23 protein-coding genes and 1 pseudogene are annotated in these 24,565 nt (G+C 71.2%); 10 read left to right on the top strand and 14 right to left on the bottom strand.

Features of this window, described 5'->3' with window-relative positions; genetic code table 11:
- Nucleotides 1–3: 3 nt before the first annotated feature.
- Both ACFHW1_RS16035 and ACFHW1_RS16030 read left to right on the top strand, forming a co-directional pair.
- Entirely contained in the window at nucleotides 4–1,110 is a 1,107-nt protein-coding gene (locus ACFHW1_RS16035; protein ID WP_416615672.1) for a mandelate racemase/muconate lactonizing enzyme family protein, read from the top strand.
- Complete coding sequence (locus ACFHW1_RS16030; protein WP_416615671.1) at nucleotides 1,110–2,339, top strand: MFS transporter; 1,230 nt, start codon at nucleotides 1,110–1,112, stop codon at nucleotides 2,337–2,339. Before ACFHW1_RS16035 ends, ACFHW1_RS16030 begins: the two co-directional genes overlap by 1 nt.
- Before the next feature lie 6 nt (nucleotides 2,340–2,345).
- On the opposite strand, the gene ACFHW1_RS16025 is transcribed toward ACFHW1_RS16030, so the two are convergent.
- Nucleotides 2,346–3,467 (bottom strand): pyridoxal-phosphate dependent enzyme, encoded by a 1,122-nt coding sequence (locus tag ACFHW1_RS16025; RefSeq protein WP_416556774.1) that lies wholly within the window; start codon nucleotides 3,465–3,467, stop codon nucleotides 2,346–2,348.
- A gap of 254 nt (nucleotides 3,468–3,721) precedes the next feature.
- On the opposite strand from ACFHW1_RS16025, the gene ACFHW1_RS16020 reads away from it, so the two are divergent.
- Genes ACFHW1_RS16020 through ACFHW1_RS16010 form a run of 3 tightly spaced genes read left to right on the top strand, consistent with a single transcriptional unit; the run spans nucleotide 3,722 to nucleotide 6,499 of the window.
- Nucleotides 3,722–4,501 carry a class I SAM-dependent methyltransferase gene (locus ACFHW1_RS16020; protein WP_416556773.1) on the top strand — a complete coding sequence of 260 codons (780 nt, stop codon included), beginning with the start codon at nucleotides 3,722–3,724 and terminating at the stop codon, nucleotides 4,499–4,501.
- On the top strand, nucleotides 4,498–5,721 hold the full coding sequence (locus tag ACFHW1_RS16015) for an ATP-grasp domain-containing protein (RefSeq protein ID WP_416556772.1): 1,224 nt from the start codon (nucleotides 4,498–4,500) through the stop codon (nucleotides 5,719–5,721). Before ACFHW1_RS16020 ends, ACFHW1_RS16015 begins: the two co-directional genes overlap by 4 nt.
- A 19-nt stretch (nucleotides 5,722–5,740) precedes the next feature.
- Nucleotides 5,741–6,499 carry a class I SAM-dependent DNA methyltransferase gene (locus ACFHW1_RS16010; RefSeq protein WP_416556771.1) on the top strand — a complete coding sequence of 253 codons (759 nt, stop codon included), beginning with the start codon at nucleotides 5,741–5,743 and terminating at the stop codon, nucleotides 6,497–6,499.
- A gap of 2 nt (nucleotides 6,500–6,501) precedes the next feature.
- Here ACFHW1_RS16010 and ACFHW1_RS16005 read toward each other — a convergent pair whose 3' ends face one another.
- The 5 genes and pseudogenes from ACFHW1_RS16005 to ACFHW1_RS15985 form a co-directional block, all read right to left on the bottom strand.
- Nucleotides 6,502–7,287 (bottom strand): ATP-binding cassette domain-containing protein, encoded by a 786-nt coding sequence (locus ACFHW1_RS16005; protein ID WP_416556770.1) that lies wholly within the window; start codon nucleotides 7,285–7,287, stop codon nucleotides 6,502–6,504.
- Nucleotides 7,288–7,290: 3 nt separating this feature from the next.
- A complete protein-coding gene (locus ACFHW1_RS16000; RefSeq protein ID WP_416556769.1) occupies nucleotides 7,291–9,270 on the bottom strand; it encodes a dipeptide/oligopeptide/nickel ABC transporter permease/ATP-binding protein in 1,980 nt (659 codons plus the stop codon).
- Complete coding sequence (locus tag ACFHW1_RS15995) at nucleotides 9,267–10,307, bottom strand: ABC transporter permease (protein ID WP_416556811.1); 1,041 nt, start codon at nucleotides 10,305–10,307, stop codon at nucleotides 9,267–9,269. Before ACFHW1_RS15995 ends, ACFHW1_RS16000 begins: the two co-directional genes overlap by 4 nt.
- On the bottom strand, nucleotides 10,304–11,860 hold the full coding sequence (locus ACFHW1_RS15990; RefSeq protein WP_416615670.1) for an ABC transporter substrate-binding protein: 1,557 nt from the start codon (nucleotides 11,858–11,860) through the stop codon (nucleotides 10,304–10,306). The genes ACFHW1_RS15995 and ACFHW1_RS15990 overlap by 4 nt, the downstream gene beginning before the upstream one ends.
- 163 nt (nucleotides 11,861–12,023) lie before the next feature.
- Nucleotides 12,024–12,236, bottom strand: a pseudogene (locus ACFHW1_RS15985) (hypothetical protein); the annotation flags it as partial.
- A gap of 364 nt (nucleotides 12,237–12,600) precedes the next feature.
- Between ACFHW1_RS15985 and ACFHW1_RS15980 the strand changes: the two are divergent.
- The 4 genes from ACFHW1_RS15980 (at nucleotide 12,601) to ACFHW1_RS15965 (ending at nucleotide 16,797) form a co-directional block, all read left to right on the top strand.
- Nucleotides 12,601–13,479 (top strand): maleylpyruvate isomerase N-terminal domain-containing protein, encoded by an 879-nt coding sequence (locus ACFHW1_RS15980; RefSeq protein ID WP_416556767.1) that lies wholly within the window; start codon nucleotides 12,601–12,603, stop codon nucleotides 13,477–13,479.
- 64 nt (nucleotides 13,480–13,543) lie between these two features.
- Nucleotides 13,544–13,981: a helix-turn-helix transcriptional regulator gene (locus ACFHW1_RS15975; protein WP_416615680.1), complete on the top strand. Its 438-nt coding sequence runs from the start codon at nucleotides 13,544–13,546 to the stop codon at nucleotides 13,979–13,981.
- 5 nt (nucleotides 13,982–13,986) lie between these two features.
- Complete coding sequence (locus ACFHW1_RS15970) at nucleotides 13,987–14,397, top strand: VOC family protein (RefSeq protein WP_416556766.1); 411 nt, start codon at nucleotides 13,987–13,989, stop codon at nucleotides 14,395–14,397.
- Between the two features lie 12 nt (nucleotides 14,398–14,409).
- A complete protein-coding gene (locus tag ACFHW1_RS15965) occupies nucleotides 14,410–16,797 on the top strand; it encodes an ATP-binding cassette domain-containing protein (RefSeq protein ID WP_416556765.1) in 2,388 nt (795 codons plus the stop codon).
- Here ACFHW1_RS15965 and ACFHW1_RS15960 read toward each other — a convergent pair.
- The 7 genes from ACFHW1_RS15960 to ACFHW1_RS15930 all read right to left on the bottom strand — a co-directional run bounded on the left by ACFHW1_RS15960 (nucleotide 16,782) and on the right by ACFHW1_RS15930 (nucleotide 22,327).
- On the bottom strand, nucleotides 16,782–17,564 hold the full coding sequence (locus tag ACFHW1_RS15960; RefSeq protein ID WP_416567719.1) for an urease accessory protein UreD: 783 nt from the start codon (nucleotides 17,562–17,564) through the stop codon (nucleotides 16,782–16,784). The genes ACFHW1_RS15965 and ACFHW1_RS15960 overlap by 16 nt on opposite strands.
- Nucleotides 17,564–18,322 (bottom strand): urease accessory protein UreG, encoded by a 759-nt coding sequence (ureG, locus tag ACFHW1_RS15955; RefSeq protein WP_416556763.1) that lies wholly within the window; start codon nucleotides 18,320–18,322, stop codon nucleotides 17,564–17,566. The genes ACFHW1_RS15960 and ureG overlap by 1 nt, the downstream gene beginning before the upstream one ends.
- Nucleotides 18,312–18,998 (bottom strand): urease accessory protein UreF, encoded by a 687-nt coding sequence (locus tag ACFHW1_RS15950; protein ID WP_416556762.1) that lies wholly within the window; start codon nucleotides 18,996–18,998, stop codon nucleotides 18,312–18,314. The genes ureG and ACFHW1_RS15950 overlap by 11 nt, the downstream gene beginning before the upstream one ends.
- Before the next feature lie 39 nt (nucleotides 18,999–19,037).
- Nucleotides 19,038–20,774 carry an urease subunit alpha gene (locus ACFHW1_RS15945; RefSeq protein ID WP_416556761.1) on the bottom strand — a complete coding sequence of 579 codons (1,737 nt, stop codon included), beginning with the start codon at nucleotides 20,772–20,774 and terminating at the stop codon, nucleotides 19,038–19,040.
- Nucleotides 20,771–21,202, bottom strand: coding sequence for an urease subunit beta (locus tag ACFHW1_RS15940; protein WP_416556760.1), 432 nt, complete (start codon nucleotides 21,200–21,202; stop codon nucleotides 20,771–20,773). Before ACFHW1_RS15940 ends, ACFHW1_RS15945 begins: the two co-directional genes overlap by 4 nt.
- Before the next feature lie 8 nt (nucleotides 21,203–21,210).
- Nucleotides 21,211–21,513 (bottom strand): urease subunit gamma, encoded by a 303-nt coding sequence (locus tag ACFHW1_RS15935; RefSeq protein ID WP_123601150.1) that lies wholly within the window; start codon nucleotides 21,511–21,513, stop codon nucleotides 21,211–21,213.
- A 130-nt stretch (nucleotides 21,514–21,643) separates the two neighbouring features.
- A complete protein-coding gene (locus ACFHW1_RS15930; protein ID WP_416556759.1) occupies nucleotides 21,644–22,327 on the bottom strand; it encodes a hypothetical protein in 684 nt (227 codons plus the stop codon).
- Between the two features lie 254 nt (nucleotides 22,328–22,581).
- Here ACFHW1_RS15930 and ACFHW1_RS15925 point away from each other — a divergent pair, with 254 nt between their 5' ends.
- Complete coding sequence (locus tag ACFHW1_RS15925; RefSeq protein ID WP_416556758.1) at nucleotides 22,582–23,277, top strand: hypothetical protein; 696 nt, start codon at nucleotides 22,582–22,584, stop codon at nucleotides 23,275–23,277.
- 31 nt (nucleotides 23,278–23,308) lie between these two features.
- On the opposite strand, the gene ACFHW1_RS15920 is transcribed toward ACFHW1_RS15925, so the two are convergent.
- Nucleotides 23,309–24,562 (bottom strand): cation:proton antiporter, encoded by a 1,254-nt coding sequence (locus tag ACFHW1_RS15920; protein ID WP_416556757.1) that lies wholly within the window; start codon nucleotides 24,560–24,562, stop codon nucleotides 23,309–23,311.
- Nucleotides 24,563–24,565 lie beyond the last annotated feature (3 nt).

Below are 24,565 nucleotides of genomic sequence, written 5' to 3'. Positions count from 1 at the left end.
GTGGTGCGTGACAAGCTGATCCGCATGGAGCTCGACGTCCGTCGGATGACCCTGCGCCTGTTGACGGTGTTCCGGAGTTCACAGCACTCCTACGACTCGACGGACACCTGCCTCGTCGCCGTCGTCCACGACGGCGTCACCGGCCTGGGTGAGGGCACACCGGCCTGGGCGCACGGCGAAACCGTCGAGCAGGTCGTCGCGGCGGTCGCCGAACACGGCAGAGACGTCCTCGGCCCGGACCTGTCCGATCCGGACCGGGTCCTGGACCGGGTGGCCGACTGGGACGGACCGGTCGGCGCGCGGATGGCACTCGACGGCGCGGTGCACGACTGGGTGGGCCGGTCCGCCGGCGTGCCGACATGGCAGTTGTACGGCGTACCGCGCACCATGCCCGAGCCGACCGGGTACACGATCGGGCTCGGCAGCGTCGCGCAGACCCTGGAGCTGGTCGCGAACGCGCCGCCGGTCGGCGCGTTCAAGATCAAGGTGCGCGGCGCCGAGGACCTCGACCGGCTGGCCGCCGTCCGCGCGGTCACCGACCTGCCGGTGCGGATCGACCCCAACGAGGCGTGGGACCTGCGGACCGCGCAGGAACTGACCCCGGCCCTGCGTGCCCTCGACATCCAGCTCGTCGAGCAGCCGTTCCCGAGAGACGCGGTCGAGGCGTACCGCCGCTACCGTGAGCTGCCCGACCGGCTGCCGGTCTTCCTGGACGAGGGCTGTACCGACGTGGACAGTGCCCGGGCAGCCGCCGGCCTGGCCGACGGGGTGGTGGTCAAGCTGGCCAAGTCCGGTGGGGTGCGGGCCACCCGACGGGTGATGGAGGCCGCCCGCCAGGCGGGTCTGTCGGTGATGCTCAGCTGCAACTGCGAGTCGGAACTCGCGTTGAGTCAGGCCGCCCTGCTGGCGCCGCTGGCCGACCGCATCGACATCGACAGCCAGTTCCTGCTGCGTGATCCCCCGTTCCGGGGCCTGGGCCTCGACCAGGGGCGGATCGTCCTCGGCGACGCCCCAGGGCTGGGTGTGCTGCCGTCCGACCAGCACGCCGTCGGCGTCGTCGACCCGTCGACCGGAGTCGGCGTCCGGTCCGGCGGCGGGTCGGCCGACTGATGACAGCACCGGCCACCCCCCGCGCGGCCGCAGACACCCGTCGCTGGCCGGCACCGGGCGGGCGCGCCTTCACCCGCGCCCAGTGGGCCGTGCTGATCGGCGGATTCCTGGTCAACGTCGGCTCGTTCTCGATCTATCCGTACCTGGCTGTGCTGCTGCGGGAACGCCTGGACGTGGGCATGGCGCAGGTCGGGGTGGTGCTCGGGTCGGCGACCCTGGTGCAGTTCGCCAGTGCTCCGGCGACCGCCGCGGTGGCCGAGCGGATCGGCCTGAAACGGTCCCTGGTCGCCGCGCTGCTGCTGTACAGCCTCGGTGGGGCGGCGTTCCTCGCGGGACAGCAGGTCCCGATGCTCACCGTCGTGGGCCTGCTGCTCATCTCCGGCGGCGGATCACTGTACTCGCCGGCGTACCGCAGCTATCTGCTGCACGACGTGGGCGACGAGCAGCGACCCCGGCTGGTGTCGGCGGGCAACGCTGCAGGCAACCTCGGCATCGCGGTGGGGCCGGTGGTGGGGGCGTTGTTCGTGCACCGTCCGGCCGTGATGTTCGCTGCCGTGACGACGGTGTACGCCGGTGTGGCGCTCGGTCACGTCTTTCTCCGCCGGGAGCGGCGGGTCGCCGACGCACCACCGGTGGAGCCGTTCCGGCGGATGCTGCACGGGGTGGCGGTGCTGCCGTTCGTCGTCACCGCCGTGTCGTTCTACGTGCACATGCAGTTCTACCAGTACCTCTCCAGCTACGCCCAGGGCCGGATGGCGACCCTGTTGTTCGGGGCGGCGATGATGGGCTACTCGCTCGGCCTGGTGGTGGTACAGCCCATGGTCGCCGAGCGGGTGGGGAGGATGAGCTACCCGGCGGCGATGGCTATCGGATTCGGTGCCCTGGCGACCGGGATGGCCGCGTTCGCAGGTGGAAACGGTCCGGCGGTCGTCGGCGGGGTCGCCGCGATCAGCGTCGGCAGCGCCGTGTTGTTCCTCAAAAACGACCTCGAAGCGTTGGCGGGGTCGAGAAGGTCGGCGACGGTGGCCTTCGGTCAGCAACGGCTCGCGGTCGGGGTCGGTTCGTTCCTCAGCGGCGTCGCCGGGGGCAGTGTGTACGGGGCGTTCGAACGCGGCGGGTTCCTGCCCGGCTTCTGGCTGTTCGTCGCGGCCCAGTGCGTCGTCCTTCCGGTGCTGGTGCTCACTGTCGGGCGATGGCTGGGACGCCGCGTACCGCCGCAGGGTTCCTAGCCGCGCTCATCCGGCCGACGCGGTCCGGTCGGTTGCGGTCCGGTCAGTTCCTGGGCCGGCGGTGACGGCGGCGGGGCGCAGGTCCTGGCTGGCTGACGGCGGATGGGCACGTCGCGCCCACGGCATGGTCGACCAGGGCGGGGCCAGCTCGTCGAGAGAGGCGATCTCCACCGGCTCCAACGTCTCCATGTCGAGGGCTTCGCGGTGGCGGGCGAAGACCTTGTCGACGTACCGATGGCCGGTGTCGGCTCCGATCAGCAGATGCACCCGTTCCGGGTGGCGTCGGGCCTCCCACCGCGCTGCGAGGTACGCCGCGCCGGTGGAGAGGCCGGCGAAGACCGCATGAGACCGCATCAGCGCGATGGTGCCGGCCATGGCATGGCGGAAGCCGATCCAGTGCACCTGGTCGTACAGTTCGTGGCGGATGTTGTCGAAGGGGATGGCGCTGCCGATCCCGGCGATGATCGCGTCCGGATCCGGAAACTGTTCGCTGCCGAAGCTGACGCTGCCGAACGGTTGGACCCCCACGAGTCGGGTCGACGGCTCGTGGGAGCGAATCGGCTGGATCAGCCCGGCGCTGGACGCGCCGGTGCCGACGCTGGCGACGACGGTCAGCGGGACCTGGGGTACGGCGGCCCGGACGAGGGCCGCCAGTTCGGCGTAGCCGAGTCGGTGTAGCGGGTCGTGGTACTGGCGCATCCAGTGCATGCCGGGGTTGGCACCCAGCAACTCCTTTACCAGCGCCACCCGTCGGTGCTGGTCCAGTCGCAGATCGCTCTCGACGGGCATCTGGTGCACGGTGGCGCCGAGGATCTCCAGCTGCGACCGGATGGTCGGGGTCACCGTGGTCGAGGCGACGATGTGGCAGTGCAGTCCGTACCGGTGACAGGCCATGGCCAGCGCGAGGGCGTAGATGCCGCTGGAGCTGTCGACGAGAGTGTCGCCGGGGCGGACGGTCCCCGCCGCCAGCAGCGCCCGTACCGCGCCGAGGGCGGCGTAGACCTTCAGAGTTTCGAACCGGGCCAGGACCATGGTGTCCGACAGGCGGATGAGGCTCGGTGCCTTGATGGCGTCGGTGACGTGCGAGTGCACCGGTGGCGGGGTCGTCGACGGGCCCGTGGACGGCATGGGCTGATCGCTCCTCTGACGTTTGTCGCATTGTCCCTGGTGGATGTGCGTGTCTTGGTGGAAGGCTCCTGTCGATCCGGTGTGGAGGCGTGTCGAGTTGTTCTGCTGACAGGTTGGTCGCGCCGGAAGGCGGATTGGTTCCTGTGCTCTACCCCGTTGCGTGAGTGGTCAGTTTTCTTCGATCAACGGGGAACTTCCGTACATCGTCGAGCGACCTGTAAGGCGTCAGTCGTCGCGCGAGTTCGGAGCTGCCGATGGAGTGGTTTGCAGACGACGGGTTCTGGGTGGACTTCGCTGGCGCGTTGTTCGCCCCGCACCGTCAGCAGGAGGCCCGGAGCTGGGTGGCGACCTCTCCGCTGTTGGAGGTCACGGCTGGGACCAGCGTGCTCGACCTCGGCTGCGGTCCGGGCACCTACGCCGTCCCGCTCGCCGCACGCGGTGCCCGGGTCACCGGGGTGGACCTCAGCGCGGCGATGCTGGACCGTGCCGACCGGGCCAGTGCCCAGGCCGGCGTGCCGGTACGTCTGGTCCGTGCCGACATGCGGGAGTTCGTGGAACGGGACCGCTACGACCTGATCATCAGTATGTACACCTCGTTCGGGTACTTCACCGATCCGGCGCAGAATCAGCTCGTGCTGCGCAATGCCTGGCAGAGCCTGGTGCCGGGCGGTCGCCTGCTGCTGGACCTGTTCAGCAAGGAGATCTTCGCCCGGTGGGCGGGAACCCCGAAAATCGTCGAGGTGGACGGCGGATACCTGGTCATGCGGGATACCGTCCTGGACGACTGGACCCGGTTCCGCAGCGACTGGACCCTGATCCGGGGCGACACCGCCCGGCACGCGTACTTCGAACAGTTCGTCTACAGCGCCGCCGAGATCCGCGCCATGCTGGATACCGCCGGATTCACCGGCATCACCTGCTTTGGCGGCTTCGCCGGTGAACCGTACGACAATCACGCGCAGCGGCTGATCGTGCAGGCGAGCCGTCCCGTGCAGGCGACGCGTCCCCGGCGGGCCGAGGAGGCGGGGACGTGACCATCGTGTCGCTGGAGTCGCTGACGTTCGGCCTCACCCGGCTGCGTGACGCCGCCGCCGAGGGCGGACACCGGCTGTGCCTGCTCACCGGTGACCGGTCGGTCTACGCGTACGAACTCGACCGGCTCGGACCCGACGACGTGACGGTGATCGACGTCGACACCACCGATGTGGCCGCCTGTGCCGCCGCCCTTGACCGACTGCCCGACCTCGCCGGCCTGGTCAACTCGACCGATACGTGGATGTTGCCCGGGGCGACGTTGGCGGCCCGGTACGGCCTGGCCACGCTCGGGCCACAGATGGCGCGGAGATTACGGGACAAGGCGCAGGTCCGTACTTTGCTGCACCGGGCCGGGCTCAGCCGCGCCGACGCGCTCCGCGTGGAGCCCGCCGGAGAGGCGGTTGTCGGAGCGGTCGCGGCGACCGGCTACCCGGTGATCGTCAAGGACTCGGCGGGTACCTCGTCCCGGTCGGTGTGGCTGGTCCGCGACGACGCCGAACGCGACCGGACCGCCCGCCAGGTCGCCGACGCCGCCCTGATTGGTCGACACCTGGTGGTCGAACCGTACTTCCCGGGCCCGGTGTACAGCGCCGAGACCGTCAGCTGGCGCGGGCACACCAGACTGCTCGGGATCGCCGTGCACATCCACACCCCCGAGCCGGTCCGTCGGGAGGAGGCCGTCGCTTTTCCAGTCGCGCTCCCGCCGGCCGAGTCGGACCGGCTGGCGACCTGGATCGGCGAGGTCCTCGCCGCGGTCGGATTCACCGACGGCGTGGCACACACCGAGTTCGCCCACACTCCGGCCGGCCCGGAGGTCGTGGAGATCAACGGCCGGATCGCCGGCGCGGTCATCGGGGAGATGATGTGCCGGTCGCTCGGAGTGAACGTGTACGCCGCGGTGACCGACATCGCGCTCGGCCGCCGGCCCCGGCTGCTCGACGCCCCACTGGGCGCCGACCGTGGCTACGGCATGACGTTCCTGCACCCACCAGCGCCGGGCCGACTCGCCGGCTGGCGCGGACCCGAGCGGCTACCGCTGTTCCCCGGGGGCCCGGAGTTTTTTCCGACCGCCCAGGCCGGTGACCGGATCGTCCACCTCGCCGACCAACGCGGCTGCACCGCCCTGGTGATGGCCGAGGGGTCCACCGCCGAGATCGGCCTCTACCACTCGCTGGCCGCCGCCGGCACCGTCACCCACGAGATGCGACCGCTGGACTGAAGACCCGGACAGGAGCCCCATGAGCACGTACGGACCGGAGACCTACGGCGACCGCAACGCCGACGTCTACGACGAGTGGCACGCCGACCTTGACCCGACCGACGTCGTCGACTGCCTGGCCGACCTGATCGGGCACGGTCCGGTCGGCCCGGTCCTCGAACTGGCCGTCGGCACCGGCCGGGTCACGATCCCGTTGGCGGGTCGAGGAATCGATCTGCGGGGCATCGACGCTTCCGAGGCGATGGTGGCCCGCATGCGGGCCAAACCGGGCGGTGACCGGATTCCTGTCACCATCGGCGACATGGCCGACGTCGATCCCGGCACCGACGATCAGTTCGCCATGGTGTTCGTCGTCTTCACCACCTTCTTCTTCCTGATGACCCAGGAGGACCAGGTACGGTGCTTCGCCAACGTCGCCCGGCGGCTGCTGCCCGGCGGGCTGTTCGTGCTGGAGTGTCTGGTGCCCGACCTCGCCCGCTACCAGCGGCAGCAGAGCGTCGACGCCCACCGCGTCGACCACGACCACGTCCGCCTGGTCGCGGTCCGCCACGACCCCGTCGACCAGCGTTTCGACGGACAGCACATCCTGATCAGCAACGACGGCATGCGGCTTGCCCCGGTGTCGATGCGCTACGCCTGGCCCTCCGAACTCGACCTGATGGCCCGCCTCGCCGGCCTGCGCCGTCGACACCGGTGGGGTGGCTGGCGTCGGCAGCCCTACCTCGGCACCGGCACCCACGTCACCGTCTACGACAAGCCGGCCGGGCCGGACGCGTGACGTCAAGACCGGTCGGTGCCGCCGAGGTCGATGGCGGGGGTCGCCGCGAGCAACGCCCGGGTGTACGGGTGGCGCGGGTCGCCGGTGACCTGCCCGGTCGGTCCCTGTTCGACGATGCGGCCGTGCCGCATGACCGCGACGCGGTTGGCGAGTTGCCGGACGACGGCGAGGTCGTGGGAGATGAACAGGCAGGCCAGACCGAGCCGGTCGCGCAGATCGCACAGCAGATTGAGGATCTTCGCCTGCACCGATACGTCGAGCGCGGTGACGGGTTCGTCGCACACCAGCAAGCGTGGTCCCAGCGCCAGCGCGCGGGCGATCGCCACCCGTTGCTGCTGACCGCCGGACAGCTGCCGGGGCCGGCGTCCGCCGACCGCAGGACCGAGCCCGACGAGGTCGAGCAGCTCGTCCACCCGTGCGGCGCGGGACCGGCCGTTGCCGATCCGGTGGATGTGCAGTGGCTCGGCGAGGGCCTGGCGCACCGTCTGAGCGGGGCTGAGGGTCAGGTACGGGTCCTGGAACACCATCTGGACCTGTCGCCGGTGTGCCCGCAGCGCGCGACCGCGCAGGGCGTGGACGTCGGCGCCGTCGAACCGCACCGATCCGGCCCGGGGCCGGTGCAGTCCGGTGACCACGCGGGCGAGGGTCGTCTTGCCGCAGCCCGATTCGCCGACGAGCCCGACGATCTCGCTGGCGGCGACCCGGAGCGTGACGTCCTCGACCACACTCTGCCGGCCCCGGCCGTGCCGCCGGGGGTGGTCGGCGGTGAGCTGTTCGATCTGCAGCATCGGTCAGCTTCCGTCCAGATCGCCGAGTGCCAGAAGGGGCGGCGACGCTCCGGCCGCACGGGTACGGGGGCACGCCGACCGGTGCGCCGGGCCGGGTTCCACCGGCAGCAGAGTCGGCTGCTCGTGCCCACATCCGGCTACGGCGATCGGACACCGGGGAGCGAACGCGCAACCTGACGCGTCGTCCGGCCCGGCACCGGAGCGTCCCGGCATGGTGCGGAACCGGGTGCCCGGTGCCACACCGGGACGCGGCACGGCGTCGAGCAGACCCCGGGTGTACGGATGGTCGGGGTGACGGACCACGGAGTCGAGCGGCCCGTACTCCACGATCCGGCCGGCGTACATCACGGCCACGGCGTCGGCCAGCCGGGTGACCACCGCCAGGTCGTGGCTGACGACGACCATGGCCATGCGCAACTCGTCGTGGAGCTGCCCGAGCAGGTCGAGCAGCCGTGCCTGGACGGTGACGTCGAGCGCGGAGGTCGGTTCGTCGGCGACGAGCAGCTCCGGCTCACCCGCGATCGCGACGGCGATCTGGACCCGTTGCCGCATTCCGCCGGAGAGCTGGTGGGGATACTGGCCGGCGACCGTCGCCGGGTCGGGCAGACCGGCCAGGCGCAGCAGCTCCTCGCTGATCCGGCGGACCGCGGATCGCCGACCCCGGCCGCCCGCGTTGCGGACCGCCTCGTCGACGTGCGCACCGATGCTGCGCAGCGGATCGAATACGGCGAGACTGTCCTGGAAGACCACCCCGACCCGGCGGCCGTTGACGTGGCGGCGTTGCTGAACAGTGAGTCCGACGAGTTCACGTGCCTCGGATCCGGTCCGCAGCAGCGCGGAACCGGTGACGAACGCGTCCGGGTCCAGCAGACCGAACGGCGCCAACGCCGAGGTGGTCTTGCCGCTGCCGGATTCGCCGACGATCGCCAGCGTCTCGCCGCGGCGTACCGCGTAGGAGACGTCGGCGACGGCGCGTCGGATGCCGCCGTCGCGTGGATAGGCGACGGACAGGTGGCGCACCCGCAGCAGCATGTCGTCGTCGACCGTGGTCCTCGACTCGGCTGATCTCCTCGACTCGGCTGTGGCCGGCGTTCCGGGTGCCGGTCGCCGGGGGCGCGGCAAGCGCAGCCGGGACGGAAGGACCCAGCGCAGCACCGACGGCCGTTCGTCGCCGACCGCCAGCCGTTCGCCGAGCAGGTTGCTCGCGAACACGACGGCGGTGATCGCAATGCCGGGCGGGTAGGCCAGCCACCAGGCCGAGGCCAGGTAGGGCCGGCCTTCGATGAGCATCTGGCCCCACTCCGCCTGCGGTGGTGGGATGCCGAGGCCGAGAAAACTCAGCGTGGCGACGCCGAGCACGATGGAGCCGACGTCGGTGCTGGCGTAGACCAGGCACGGGGCGAGGGCGGGCGGCAGCAGATGACGGCCGATGACGCGCACCGGGCCGGCGCCGAGCAGCCGTAGCGCGTCCAGGTGCGGGCTGGCCCGTAGACCCGCGACGCGGGCGCGGGCGATCCGGGCATAGGGGGCCCACGCCCACAGCGACATCGCGACGACGAGATTCTCCACACCGGGGCCGCGTATGCCGATGACCGCCAGCGCCACCAGCATTCCCGGCAACGAGACCGCCATGTCGACGATCCGGGCGACGATCCGGTCGACCCAGCCCCCAAGGTATCCGGCGACGGTGCCGGCGAGCACCCCGACGGTCATCGAGACCGCCAGGACCGCCGCCGTGACGGCGAGTGAGATTCGTGCGCCGTGCAGGAGTCGGCTGAGCTGGTCGCGGCCGAGCTGGTCAGTGCCGAGCGGATGGTCCGCCGATGGTGGCAGCAGGCTGGCCGCCAGATCGTTGGCCGCCGGGTCGGCCGGTGCCAGCGCCGGTGCCAGCAGCCCCACGACCGCGAACCCGGCCAACGGCAGGCCGACCAGCGCCGTCCGGACCGGCGCGGGGATCTTCCGCCTACCGCGTACGACCGTCATCCGGTCTCCGACTTGGCCCGGTGCGGGTGCCCGCCGCCCCGACTCCACGAGGACGCCGTGACGTCGGTGTTGACACCGGAGGTCCGACGGGACCGGGGATCAACGAGGACCTGCGCGACGTCGGCGAGCCGGTTGGCCAGGATGAAGCCTCCGCCGAGCACGAGCGCGCTGGCCTGCAGAGCTGGGACGTCCCGGGTGGCGGCCGCGTGGACGAAGTACGCCCCGAGACCGGGCCAGCCGAAGATCTGTTCCACCACGACCGTGCCGACCAGCAGGCCGCCGACGATCATCCCGGCGACGGACAGGATCGGCCCGGCCGCGTTCGGCAGCCCGTCGCGAAGCACGATCGACAGTGGCCCGCTGCCCCGGGCCATCGCCGCCAGTACGTACGGCCGGTCGATCGCTTCTCGTAACGTGACCGCCACCACCCGGCTGAGCACTCCGGCCGCCGGCAGCCCGAGCACCGCCATCGGCATCACCCAGGTCGAGGGACCGGCCATGCCTGACGTCGGCACCAGTTGCCACCGTAGGGCCAGCAGCAGAACCAGGAGGTAGCTCAGCCAGAACGCCGGCACCGACGTCGCCAGCAGCGCCCCGACCCGCAGGACCCCGCGCAGCGGCCCCCGCCCGGCCACCGCCCCGGCGACTCCGACGGTCATCCCGACCACGACGGCCACCACGACCGATCCCGCCACCAGGCCCGCCGTCACGGTCAGCCGGTCGGCGATCTCGGGGCCGATCGGCAGATTCGTCCGCAGCGACAGTCCGAAGTCGCCGGTGCTCGCGTCAGCCAGCCAGCGCAGGTACCGTACCGGGGCGGGAGCGTCCAGCCCCAGTTCGGAGCGGACGGCCTCGACCTGCTCTGGCGTCGCCGGCCGGCCGGCCCGGGTGGCCGCCAGCACTGCGGCGGGATCGCCACGGGCCAGCAGCACCAGCGCGAACGTTCCGGCCGACAGCGCGAGCAGCACACCGACGGTGTCGACGGTCCACCGTAAGAGGTGGCCGTCGACGGACCGTGGCCGCAGGGACGCGCTCACCCGACGGTGACCCCGGTCAGTTCGAGATCCACGTCGGTGGGCGGCACCGCGAAGCCGTTCACCTCGTCGCGCACCGCCCAGAGCCGGGGCCGGTACACCAACGGGACGAACCCGGTGTCGGCGGCCACCGCCTCGTAGAGGTCCTGATAGGCCTCGGTGCGAGCGGCTGGGTCGGCGGCGAACAGCGCCTTGTCGACCAGGTCCTCGATGGTCGGCGTCACCCACAGTGGCGCCCGCGCCCCGTTGGTGAACAGGGACACGACCGAGCTGGACGGGTCGTACGGTGCGCCGAGGGTCTCGAAGAAGGTCAGATCGTACCTGCCTTCGGCGCGTTCGTCGTAGTAGACGGCGGCATCGACCGGGACCAGTTCCACGCCGATCCCCACCTCCTGCAGGGCGTCGGCGATCGCGGCGGCCATGGTGCGCGGATCGAGCTGCCCCTCTGCCGGTGCGGCGGGAATGAGCAGCCGCAACGACAGCGGCTCCCCGTCGCGGGTCCGGATCTCCCCTTCGCGGAGGTAGCCGGCGGCGTCGAGTACCTCCTCTGCGGCAGCCCGGTCGAAGGCGACCGGCAGATCCGTCCCGGAGTCCGGCACGTTCGGCGGGAACACCCGGCGGGCCGGTTCCGCATGGCCCAGGAACAACGCGGTCGCCAGGGCCTCGGTGTCGATCGCCCGGCTGACGGCTTCCCGCACCGCCCGGTCGCCGGCGGGGCCTTCGGGGTTGAACCCGAGCAGGATCGAGACGTCGGCCGCGCCGGTGAGCAGTCGTACGCCGGCCCGCTCGCGCAAGGACTGCGCCTCTACCGGCGTGATCGGGGCCAGGTAGGCACCGCCGATCAGATCGATCTCCCCGTTGGTGAGCGCGTCGACGCGGGCCTGCGAATCTGGGATCACCTTGAACTCGAGCCGCTCCAGACTCGGCTTCGGCCCCCAGTAGTCGTCGTTGCGCTCCAGCACTGTGCCGGTGGCGCCGTTGGACACCAGTATCCACGCTCCGGTACCTACCGGGTCCTGAAAGGTGCCGTCGGTGCCGGCGGACTGCGGGCTGAGTAGCCGGACGGGACGGACGATCGACATCTCCTGCAGCAGCGGCTCGTACGGTTCGGACAGGGTGAGTACGACGGTGTCCGGGTCCGGGGCGTCCACAGCGGAGACGATCTGCGAGGCCCGGATGAACGAGAAGCGTTCGTTGCCCACCCACCGGTCGAAGTTCCACTTGACGGCCGCGGCGTCGACCGGCGTTCCGTCGGTGAAGTGCACGTCGTCGCGTAGGTCGAAGCTCACCTGCCGGCCGTCCGGTGTCACCGTCCAGGACTCGGCCAGGCCCGGCTCCAGCTGCCCGTCCTCGCCGTAGCTGACCAGCGGCTCGTAGATGGCGTCGAGGAGCAAGAAGTTGCCGGTGAACGCGTGCGGGTCCAGTGCACCCGACTCGGTGCCCAACCCGATCCGCAACGTCGTCGAGGTGGTGCCACCACCGGAGTCCGCGCTGCAGGCTGTGGTGAGTCCGATCGACGCGGCGAGGACGGCGGCAAGCATGCGGGGTCGCGGCACGAGGACTCCAGATAGATGTAGGTCGATAATACGTCCTGGCGTTCGATAGGAGTAGTCGGCGCGATGGCCTCGCTGGTTCCCGGCACACTCGTGCCGATGTTGCGGGCCGGTGGACAGTCGGTGCCGGATCGTCGTAAGCCCGGGCGACGGCGAGGACGACGGCGAGCAGTTCGGCGGGCGGGAGCGTGTCGTCGACCCGGCCGGCGGCCTGGGCCTCGGCCAGGGCGGCCAGCTTGCGTCGCGTCGTCTGGTGGTTCTGCTCCATCCGGGCGAGCTCGCCGGGACGTTCGAGGGTGTGCCACTGCAGCAGTCGGAGCAGGTCCGGGTGCGCGACGCCGAAGTCGAAACCGAGTGGCCCGCCATCGCCGGCCAGCATCTCCTCGCCACCTCGGGGCACGGCCCGTACGCCGATCAGGTCGCACTCGGCGCGGTCATCCTCGCGGTCGAGGACGGCGGCCCGGCATCGCCGCCGTCGGTGGTCGCCGCCGCCGTCGCCAGAGCGGTCCGTGCTCGCCGGCCACGGACCCGCTACCCCGTCGGCCGTGGCGCGAAGGTGATCCTGGCGGCCCGGCGAATTTTGCCCGACCGTGGCTTCGACTGCTTCATCCGTACCATGCTGCGCACCCTCGCCCGGGTCGTCGCCAGGCGCGACACCGGCCAGGGCCGGCTCGTCGGAAATCGCGCCTGAATCGCGCAACTTCAAGGAACACTGTCGATGCTGCCGGTGCCACGATCACCGGATGAGCTTCGTCGTGCCCGTCGACCGCTGGACCCTCGCCCGGACGGCGCTGAGTGTCTCCTCCGACCGATTCCGATCACTGCTGACAGTCGACAGTGAGCCGGAGGCGATGGCGACCCGCGACTGGACGGTGTCGGACACCGCCGCGCATGTGGTGAGCATCGCGATGCTGTACGTCACCCTCGTCGAGGGTGACGAGCCGCCGCTGCAGATCCCCGACATCCGTGCGGCCCTGTCCGCCGCGAACGTCGACACCGTCGCCGACGTCAACGATTACGTGCTGCGGCACTTCACCGAACGCGACCCGGCTCGCCTCGCCGAGCTGCTCGGCGAGGCGACCGACGCGGTCCTCGCGGCGACCACCCGGCTGCCGCCGGAGAAGACCGTCCAGTGGCTGGGTGACGCGCGGGTGCCGATCGCCGGCATGGTGGCGCACCTGGTCAACGAACTGCTGGTGCACGGCTGGGACATCGCCCGGGTGTTGCGCCGCCCCTGGTCGATGCCCGACGACTACGCGTCGCTGTACTTCGACCAGTTCTTTCTCGGCATGCTGCACCACGACTACGGCGTCCTGCTGGACACCTCGCGGGCAATGCCGAAACGGCCGATCGCGGTGCAGTTCCGTTCCGCGTACACCCCGACCGCGACCGTCGTGCTCGGTGACGGACGGATCCGGCTCGCCCCACCGGACGATCCGGTCGACGTTCGGCTGCGGTTCCGTCCGGCCCGGTTCAACCTGATGCTGTTCGGTCGGACCGGTCCCGCCGTCGCCGCGATGCGTCGCGACGTCGTCGTCGGCGGGCCGCGACCGTGGCGCCTGCCCGCCTTCCTGCGTGTCGTTCACATGCCGAACGCGCGCTACGCTCCCGCCGCACCGTAGGTTGGGCCGCACCGGGCGGCATCTGTCGGCGGGGTGTGGCAGCATCGCGCGGGTGACCGGCAGCATGAGACAGGAGCAGCACCTGGGCGACCTGGCGCTGCTGCGCCGGGTGCGCGACCGGATCGACCGGGAGTACGCCCGGCCACTCGACGTCGAGGCCCTGGCCCGTGGCGTGCACATGTCGGCCGGGCACCTCAGCCGCGAGTTCCGGCGCGCGTACGGCGAGTCGCCGTACGCGTACCTGATGACCCGGCGCATCGAACGCGCGATGGCGCTGCTGCGCCGGGGCGACCTGAGCGTCACCGACGTCTGTTTCGCGGTCGGCTGTTCCTCGTTGGGCACCTTCAGCACCCGGTTCACCGAGCTGGTCGGCGTCCCGCCCAGCGTCTACCGGCGCCGGGCCGGCTCCGCCCGCCCGGAGATGCCCGCCTGCCTGGCAAAACAGGTCACCAGACCGATCAGGAATCGAGAAGCACGGCCCCCGGCGGCGCGACTAGCGTGACCGCCATGGACATCACGATTCACTCCAGCTTCCTGCCGCACGCCGACGCCGCCGCCGCGTTGGCCTTCTGGCGCGACCTGCTCGGCTTCGAGCTGCGCCTCGACGTCGGCTACGACGGAATGCGCTGGCTCACTGTCGGCCCGGTTGACCAGCCCGGCACCGCGATCGTGCTGCACCCGCCGGGTGTCGACCCCGGCATCACCGACGACGAGCGCCGTACCATCACCGAGATGATGGCCAAGGGCACCTATGCCGGCATCCTGTTGGCCACCAGCGACCTCGACGGGGTCTTCGATCGGCTGCAGGCCGGCGACGCGGACATCGTCCAGGAGCCAACCGAGCAGCCGTACGGGGTCCGCGACTGCGCCGTGCGGGACCCCGCCGGCAACCTGATCCGCATCCAGCAGACTCGATAGATTGGGAATCCGATGAGCAGGGCCACCGCGTCGGGGGAGCGGCCGTCCACCCCGCACCCCGCCGACAGTCACGACCTGATCCGGGTGCACGGCGCGCGGGTGAACAACCTCAAGGACGTCAGCGTCGAGATCCCGAAACGCCGGCTGACGGTGTTCACCGGGGTCTCCGGTTCGGGCAAGAGTTCGCTGGTGTTCGGCACGGTCGCCGCCGAGTCGCAGCGCCTGATCAACGAGACGTACAGCGCCTTCGTGCAGGGGTTCATGCCGACGCTGGCCCGGCCCGAGGTCGACGTGCTCGACGGGCTGACCACGGCGATCATCGTCGACCAGGAGCGGATGGGCGGTGATCCGCGGTCCACGGTCGGCACCGCCACCGACGCCAACGCGATGCTGCGGATCCTGTTCAGCCGGCTCGGGCAGCCGTACGTCGGCCCGCCCAACGCGTTCTCCTTCAACCTCGCCTCGGTGCGGGCCAGCGGGGCGATCACCGTCGAACGCGGCGCCAGCAAGACCACCAAGCAGACCTTCACCCGGCTGGGCGGCATGTGCCCGCGCTGCGAGGGCCGGGGGTCGGTCACCGACTTCGACCTGACCGCGCTGTACGACGACAGCAAATCGCTCAACGAGGGCGCGCTGACCATCCCCGGCTACAGCGTCGACGGCTGGTACGGGCGAATCTTCAGCGGCTGCGGCTTTTTCGACCCGGACAAACCAATCCGTAACTTTACCAAGTCGCAGCTGCACGACCTGCTCTACAAGGAGCCGACCCGGATCAAGGTCGACAACATCAACGTGACGTACGAGGGCCTGATCCCGCGGATTCAGAAGTCGTTCCTGGCCAAGGACGTCGACGCGATGCAGCCGCACATCCGGGCGTTCGTGCAACGGGCGATCACCTTCACCACCTGCCCGGACTGCGCCGGCACCCGGCTGAACGAGGCGGCCCGGTCGTCGAAGATCAACGGGATCAACATCGCCGACGCCTGCGCGATGCAGATCAGCGACCTCGCCGAGTGGGTCCAGGATCTGACCGAGCCGTCGGTCGCCCCGCTGCTGACCGCGCTGCGGCACACCCTCGACTCGTTCGTCGAGATCGGCCTCGGCTACCTTTCCCTGGACCGCCCGGCCGGCACCCTGTCCGGCGGCGAGGCGCAGCGCACCAAGATGATTCGGCATCTCGGGTCGTCGTTGACCGACGTCACCTACGTCTTCGACGAGCCGACCATCGGGCTGCACCCGCACGACATCACCCGGATGAACAACCTGCTGCTGCGGCTGCGGGACAAGGGCAACACGGTGCTGGTCGTCGAGCACAAGCCGGAGACGATTGCGATCGCCGACCACGTCGTCGACCTCGGTCCCGGTGCGGGCACCGCCGGCGGCGAGGTGATGTTCGAAGGCACCGTGGACGGGCTGCGGGCCAGCGTCACCGTGACCGGCCGCCACCTTGACGACCGGGCCAGCCTGAAGAAGTCAGTCCGCGAGCCCACCGGCACGCTGAAGATCCGTGGCGCGAACGCCAACAATTTGCGCGACGTCAACGTCGACGTCCCGCTCGGCGTGCTGGTCGTGGTCACCGGCGTCGCCGGCTCCGGCAAGAGCTCGCTGCTGCACGGGTCGACCCCGGCCGACGCGGGGGTGGTGTCGATCGACCAGACCGGCATCCGTGGCTCACGGCGCAGCAACCCGGCGACGTACACCGGGCTGCTCGACCCGATCCGCAAGGCGTTCGCGAAGGCCAACGGGGTCAAGCCGGCGCTGTTCAGCGCCAACTCCGAAGGCGCCTGCCCGACCTGCAACGGTGCCGGGGTCATCTACACCGACCTGGCGATGATGGCCGGCGTCGCCACTGTCTGCGAGGACTGCGAGGGGCGGCGGTTCCAGTCGGCGGTGCTGGAGTACCACCTCGGCGGTCGGGACATCAGCGAGGTGCTGGCGATGTCGGTGGCCGAGGCCGAGGAGTTCTTCGTGGCCGGCGATGCCCGCACCCCGGCCGCGCACGCCGTCCTGCGTCGGCTCGCCGACGTCGGGCTCGGCTACCTCACCCTCGGTCAGCCGCTCACCACCCTGTCCGGCGGCGAGCGGCAGCGGCTCAAGCTGGCCACCCACATGGCGGAGAAGGGCGGCGTCTACGTTCTCGACGAGCCGACCACCGGCCTGCACCTGGCCGATGTCGAGCAGCTGCTCGGCCTGCTCGACCGGCTGGTCGACGCCGGCAAGTCGGTGATCGTCATCGAGCACCACCAGGCGGTCATGGCGCACGCCGACTGGATCATCGATCTGGGGCCGGGTGCCGGTCACGACGGTGGTCGGATCGTCTTCGAGGGCACCCCGGCCGACCTGGTCGCGGCCCGTTCGACGCTGACCGGCGAGCACCTCGCGGCCTACGTCGGTGGCTGAGCCCCGGCGTGGTCCGGTTCAACTCGGTCGAGTTCGGCGCGGACGCCGCGGGCGGTCGGACCGGTCGCGGTGACCAGCACCGCCGGTCCGCCGGCCAGCGGCAGCCGGGCCGCACCGGGGCCGAGCGGAGCGGCTGCCGGGGGCCCGCCGGCCGCCCACTTCGGCCGGACCGCCAGCACCGAACCGGTCGCCTTCGCTCCGGCGAGCACCGCCGGTCCGGCCCAGCCGTCGGCGTGCGGCCCCACCGCCAGGTCGGTACGCAGCACCGTGCGGCCCGCGTACCGAACTGTGGTGTCGATCCGGGCGTCGCCGGACGGCTCGCCGTCGCGCCCGCAGACCAGCTCCTCCCGCCATACCAGGGCCGCGCCGTCGGCCAGCTCCACCACCGACCGGGACAGGTGGTGGCAGCCGGCGGCGGCGATCAGCGGCTCCGGCAGCCAGCGCAGCTCGCCGCCGGTCGCAACCCGGACCAGCATCTCCAGCGTCGACTGCCGGCCGCCGGGTCCGGGCAACGCCAGCGACGCCGCGACAGTACGCAGACGCACCCGCGCCCCCGGCCCGACCTCGACGTCCAGCCGCAGGTCGTCGCCGCCGAGCGGGCTGGCCGCCGCGCCGACCAGATGCACCTGGACTTCGCCGCCGTCGCCGCCGCCGGCCGCCGACGGACCGGTGCGGCGCAGTACCAGCGGCGGCTCGCCGCGTAGGCGGACCAGCCGGGTGCGCCCGGCGGCGTCGACCTCGGCGACCAGCCGGGCGTGGGCCCGCATCAGCCGGCGACCTCCGCCGGGGTCTGGGCGCGGGTCCGCAGCAGCCCCCGGATCCAGTCGGCCACCGGCGTCGCCGTCCGGTCCTGCACCAGCGACAGGAACACCGTCGGCAGCTCGCCCCGGCGGGCGGCGGCGTCGCGCTCCATCACCGACAGGTCGGCGTTGACCAGCGGCGCCAGGTCCGTCTTGTTGATCACCAGCAGGTCGGCGGTGCTCACTCCCGGCCCGCCCTTACGGGGCACCTTGTCGCCGCCGGCCACGTCCACCACGAAGATCTGCCGATCGATCAGGCCCCGACTGAACGTGGCGGTCAGGTTGTCCCCGCCGCTCTCCAGCAGCACCAGATCGAGGGTGCCCAACTGGTCGGACAGGTCCTCGATGGCGTCGAGGTTGGCGGAGATGTCGTCGCGGATCGCGGTGTGCGGGCAGCAGCCGGTCTCCACCGCCCGGACCCGCTCCGCCGGCAGTACGCCGTTGCGCAGCAGGAAGTCGGCGTCCTCGGTGGTGTAGATGTCGTTGGTGACCACGGCCAGCCGCAGCTCCTCGGCGAGCGCCCGGCACAGCGCGGCGACCAGCGCGGTCTTGCCGGAGCCGACCGGACCGCCGATGCCGATCCGCAGTGCGGGGGAGCCGTCCGGCAGCCGGGGCGGGTGCGGGTCGACCCCCGGATCAGGATGAGTGTGTGGTACCTCCCCGTCGGTGTGCGCGTGCGGTTCGGCGGACCCGCCGTGGACGTGGGTGTGTGGTTCAGGACGCAAAGAGACGCACCTCCCAGGTGGCGTGGTGTTCGGCGTCGACCTCCGGGATCGGGGCCGAGCCGGCAGGCAGGTCGTCGACCGGCCGGTCGGCCAGGGCGGCCGCCCCGGCGGCGACCGCGTCGATGTCCGGCGCGAGCCGGGCAAGCAGGCCGTGCACCGCGTACGGGTCGAGGCCGAGCAGTCGCACGGCGGCGCTGGCCGGTCCGGTGACGGTGGTGTACGCGGCCGCCAGCGCCGCCTCGGCCGGGCCGAGGCCGGCGGCGGCGGCGACCACGCCGAGCGCGACCGGCTGGTGCCGGTCCCGGGGTCCGCCCGCCGGCAGCGCCCAGATGCCGCGTCCGGCGCGCAGCAACGCCCGACCCTGGGCCCGCGACGCGCGGCGCACCGCGGGTGACGGGGTGCGGGCGTCGATGCCTTCGTCGAGCGCGTCCAGCCGGCCAGGGTCGGCCCCGGCGGCGGTCGCCCCGGCGGCGGTCGCGGCTGTTGCAGCCGCGGCGGCGAACGCGGCGGCGGTACGTCCACCGGTGGTGAGCCGGCCGGTCAGGTACGCCGCCACGCCGGCCAGGTCGCGGACCCGACCGGCGACGACGGCCGCCTCCAGCCCGCTGGAGTGGGCGTGCCCGCCGGCCGGCAGCCGGCCGTCGGCCAGCACCAGCAGCGTGGCAAGCCCACTCATCGGCGGGTCCGGACGGGACACGTCATCATCGGCCGGTCGTCAGAACAGGAAGTAGCGCTGCGCCATCGGCAGCTCCGTCGCCGGGGCCGGCTCGACCGTCTCCCCGTCGATGCGCACCGTGAACGTGTCCGCATCGATCTCGATCCGCGGGGTCGCGTCGTTCAGCGGCATGTCCGCCTTGCCCCGCCGCCGGGTGTCAGCGACCGGGGCGAGCCGGCGACGGATGCCGAGCCGGTCACCGAGCAGCGCGTCGATCGCCGCCGGCGCGACGAACGCCAGGCTGGTCGCGGCCGGCACGGCGCCGTACGCGCCGAACATCGGCCTCGGCAGCATCGGCTGCGGGGTCGGGATGGACGCGTTCGCGTCGCCCATCTGCGCCCAGGCGATCATGCCGCCCTTGATCACCAGATGCGGCCGTACGCCGAAGAACGCCGGATCCCACAGCACCAGGTCGGCCAGCTTGCCCGGCTCGACCGAGCCGATCTCGCCCTCGACGCCGTGCGCCACCGCCGGGCAGATCGTGTACTTGGCGACGTACCGCCGGGCCCGCATGTTGTCGGCCGGCCCGTCGCCGGGCAGCGACCCACGTCGGGCCTTCATCACGTGCGCGGTCTGCCAGGTCCGCATGATCACTTCGCCGATGCGGCCCATCGCCTGCGAGTCGGAGCCGATCATCGAGATGGCGCCGAGGTCGTGCAGGATGTCCTCGCCGGCCATCGTGCTGGGCCGGATCCGGCTCTCGGCGAACGCCAGGTCCTCCGGCACGCTCGGGTTCAGATGGTGGCAGACCATCAGCATGTCGAGGTGCTCGTCGAGGGTGTTGACGGTGTGCGGGCGGGTCGGGTTGGTCGACGACGGCAGCACGTTCGGCTCGGCCGCGACCCGCATGATGTCCGGCGCGTGCCCGCCGCCGGCGCCTTCGGTGTGGTACGCGTGGATCGACCGGCCGGCGATCGCGGCCAGGGTGGACTCCACGTACCCGGCTTCGTTGAGGGTGTCGGTGTGGATCGCCACCTGCACGCCGGAGGCGTCGGCGACCCGCAGGCAGGCGTCGATCGCGGCCGGGGTGGTGCCCCAGTCCTCGTGCAGCTTGAACCCGCCGGCACCGCCGCGCAGCTGTTCCCACATGGCTTCTTCGCTGACCGTGTTGCCCTTGCCGAGCAGCAGCACGTTGACCGGCCACGGGTCGAGCGCGGCGAGCATCATGCCCAGGTGCCACGGACCGGGGGTGACCGTGGTCGCCTTGCTGCCCTCGGCCGGCCCGGTGCCGCCGCCCATGATGGTGGTGATCCCGTTCGCGAGGGCGGTTTCCAGCAGCTGCGGGCAGATCAGGTGTACGTGGCTGTCGATCGCCCCGGCGGTGAGGATCTTGCCGTTGCCGGCGATGATCTCGGTGCCCGGTCCGATCACTAGGTCGGGGTGCACCCCGTCCATCGTGTCCGGGTTGCCGGCCTTGCCGATCGCCACGATCCGGCCGTCGCGGAGGCCGACGTCGGCCTTGACGACGCCCCAGTGGTCCAGCACCACCGCGCCGGTGATCACCGTGTCGGGTGCCCCTTCGGCCCGGGTGGCCCGGGACTGGCCCATCGACTCGCGGATCACCTTGCCGCCGCCGAAGACCACCTCGTCGCCGTACGCCGGGGTGCCGTCGCCGCCGGGCGGCGCGCAGCGGTCCTCCTCGACCTCGATCAGCAGGTTGGTGTCGGCCAGCCGGATCCGGTCACCGGTGGTCGGGCCGAGTAGGGCGGCGTACCGCCGTCGGTCCAGGGTGCTCACGCCGTGTCTCCCGTCTCGCCGGTGCCCGCCTGGTCGGCCGGGCCGCGCCCGGTGCCCGCAGCGTCGGCCGGGGCGCGTCCGTCCAGCTCGCCGGCGCATTCGCCGCGCAGCCCGGCGACGATCCGTCGGCCGCCGAACGGCACCAGGGTGACCTCCCGGTCGACGCCGGGCTCGAAGCGCACCGAGGTGCCGGCCGGCACCGCCAGCCGGTGCCCCCACGCGGCGGACCGGTCGAAGTCCAACGCCGGGTTGGCCTCGGCGAAGTGGTAGTGCGAGCCGACCTGCACCGGCCGGTCGCCGGTGTTGACCACCGGCAGGGTCAGCACCGGACGGCCGGGATGGAGGGTGACCGGCCCGTCGCCGGGGATCAGCTCACCGGGAACGACTGTGCCGCCGTCGGTGCCCGACGGCGCGGAAGGTGCAGTCAATCTCGCTCCTAGGAGATCGGCTCGTGTACGGTGACCAGCTTCGTCCCGTCAGGGAAGGTGGCTTCCACCTGCACCTCGGGGAGCATCTCCGGCACTCCGTCGAGCACGTCCTCGCGGCCGAGCACGGTGCGCCCGGCCTCCATCAGCTCCGCCACGCTGCGGCCGTCCCGGGCACCTTCCAACAGGAAGGCGGTGATCACCGCGGTCGCCTCCGGGTGGTTGAGCCGGATGCCCCTCTCACGGCGCTTCCAGGCCACGTCGGCTGCGACGTGGATGAGCAGTCGCTCCTGCTCGTGCCGGGTGAGAAACAAGCCGGACCTCCATGAGCGATCGAGACCTGGGTCGTGGCAGATGCTGGCATTCTGACATTTCAATCACGTTACGTACGCGTATCGGGCTCACTGGGTCGGCGGCGGGACCTGCGGCGGTGGGCGGCGGCGGTCATTCGTGCAGGGCAGCGTTCACCAGGATCGCTACCCCGTCCGGCAACTGGCACTGGACCTGGATTTCCAGCTCCTGCATGCCCTCGACGACCGCGCTGATCGGGCCCGGCTGTTCGGCGGTCGCCTGATACTGCCTGCCGCCGACGTCCCACACCAGGCCACCGTCACGGGCACGTTCGCCAACCAGGACCTCGACGTGCATCTGGGCCTCCGGTTGGCTGTCGAAATGTGGCCGAACAGTCGCCTGAAAGGTGTCGAATCGGCCGAGAAGTTGATAGGTGACCTTGGTGATCTTGTCATTGCTCTGGTTGCTCGGGCATTTGATCACGATTGCGCGCTCGAATCCGGCGCTCTCCCGTAGCTCCCGTGGAAGTTCCACCAAATTGGTGGTGCCAGCGTGGGCTTGGAGTGCGGAAAGATATTCGACCCTGGTCGTGCCTGGGGAGTCGCCTTGGGTGGCGTCGGGCGACGTGGCCGCCGGCACCGTCACTGGGGCGCCAGGGGACGCGGTCGGCGCAGGCGTCTCCTGCTGCCCGACCGGAAAGCGCCAGTCGAACACTGCGACGATCACCCCAAGTATGGCGACCACGAGGCCGGCCAGCGCCAGCCGTTCGGATATTTTCCGCACTGGCCGATGCGGTCGGGAGGGGCCTTCACCTGCAGATTTGCCATTGTCGGGCATGGTTCGTCCATCGGGGTAGCGGAAGATGATTGCGGCAGCATGCCACCATTACCTTACTCGATCAATCAAGTGGATCGGTGGCCCTCCAGGCGTGTCGACAACGGATCGTGTGTGCGCCCATGGGGTCCCCGAGTGATTGTCGAGAGTGCCTGGACGAGGATGTATGGAGGAATCAGATGTCGATTTCCGGAGATAATGCGCCAAAGGCTCCCGGTGCTCGCCGGCCGGGTCAAGTGGCCGGCAGGCTCCAGCGGTTGCTGGTCGCGGGGGCGGTAGTGCTCGCGGCGGCCGCGTTCGTGTTCGCCGCCACGTCGATCGTGATCGCCCTGCGGACGGCGGACCGTGTCGATGCGATGGCAACGTCGGCCGGTGGTGACGAGGAGCCGGGGCCGGGCAGCGCGCCGACGATCGAGGCGCCGGCGACTCCCGACGGGCCCGCGACGCCGGAATGGTCGGAGCCCACCACGCCGCCCGGCGGTGATCCGTCAGTTGATCCGACCGCGCAGCCGCCGCTCGACGCGCAGACTCAGTACGTGGTCCACTACTCGCAGCAGACGTTGACGCTGCGACTGTCCGGCAACAACAGGAGCATGCACGCCGATCTGGACGAGCCACTGGCCGATGCTCCGGCGGCCGTGGCGGACATCACGCTACGCGGCGGCTACAGCAACGCACCGGCGAACCTGGTGCTCGGCCAGGACGTACGTGGCAGCCAGGTAGCCGAGTCGGGACTCACCCCGCACGACTGCTCGGAACAGATCCGCATCGCGCCCCTCGGTGCCGAGGCCCAGGTGCCGGTCCGCCAGGGCGTGGTGCTCTGCCTCTGGACGAGCCGTGCGGCGGCCATCAACTCGGGCATTGCGCAGCTTGTCGTCAAGTTGGAGATCACTGGAGTGTCCGCTGACGGAGCGGTCAGCCTGCGGATGGATGCCTGGAAGATTCCGGGATGAGTCCATGATTCCATGACGGGGCCATCCGTCGTCAGTTCGGATGGCCCCCGTCCTGGTCGGTGCCGGCAGCCGCAGGCGGGTCGGGGGTGTCGGGGGTACGCCGGAAGCGGTCGTGCCAGGCCGGCGTCTCCCGTTCGTCGTCGAAGGCGTTGGCGATCACCACGTCGGTCGACGAGTGCAGCAGGATCGAGATCACGATGGTCAGGGCGACCAGATGGAACACCTCGTCGGCGGCGTCGATGCCGGACTTGAGCACGATCAGGCCGTACACCACCGAGGCGAAGCCCTTCGGCCCGAACCACATGGCCGCCGCCTGCTCCCGGGGCGCCAACCCGGAGCGGATGAATGCGATGGCCAGCGCCACCGGCCGGGCGACGAAGATGGCCAACACTGCGAAGACCCACCCCGGCCAGGAGATCTCGCCGAGGAACTCGATCGAGATCAGCGCGCCGAAGACCAGCAGGGCAGCCAGCTTCAGCAGCTCGGAGACGCTTTCGCCGAAGTGCTCGAAGGCGGCCCGTTGACGAGGGCCGAAGGTGGCGATGGTGCTGCCGGCGGCGAACGCGGCCAGGAACAGGTTGCCGTGGGTGGCCTGGCCGAGAGCCAGCACCAGCAGCCCGATCGCCACCCCGTTGAGCGGTGCGTACAGGGCCGACGCGGAGAACCACCGGGTCCGTTCCAGGGCGATCGCCAGTGCGGGAACGGCGACTCCGATGGCCAGGCCGACGGCGAGTTCGGTGGCCAGCTCGTTCAGGTGCAGGTCGCCGGAGCCGGTGGCGATCGCCAGGAACAGGATCACGAACGGCAACGCGAGGCCGTCGTTGATCCCGGACTCGACGTTGAGCAGATGCCGCAGCCGGTACGGCACCTTCTCGTTGCCGACCAGCGCGGCGGCGAACACCGGGTCGGTCGGGGCCAGCACCGCGCCGATCAGCAGCGATTCCGCCCAGCCCAGCCCGGCTACGTAGTGGGCCAGCACCGCGGTGATCAACAAGGTGAGCGGCAGCCCCCAGCCCAGCGCCCGGCCGGGCAGCCGCCAGGCGGAGCGCAGGTCCTGCCAGCCGACCCGCATCCCGTCGGTGAACAGCACGGCGAACAGCGCCAGCTCGGCGAGGGTGTTGACGATCGACGAGTCGGCCTGCACGTCCAGCACGCCGGTGGTCTGCGGCCCGAGTAGGAAGCCGGCGACCAGGAACAACGCCGCCGTGGACAGGATGGTGCGGTGGGCCAGCGCCGACACCAGCACGGCGAGTAGCAGTACGGCGGCGAAACTCAGCAGCAGCATGTG

Source organism: Micromonospora sp. LOL_014, from assembly GCF_048060245.1.
Lineage (GTDB): Bacteria > Actinomycetota > Actinomycetes > Mycobacteriales > Micromonosporaceae > Micromonospora_E.
This window is presented reverse-complemented; position numbering and strand designations above follow the sequence as displayed.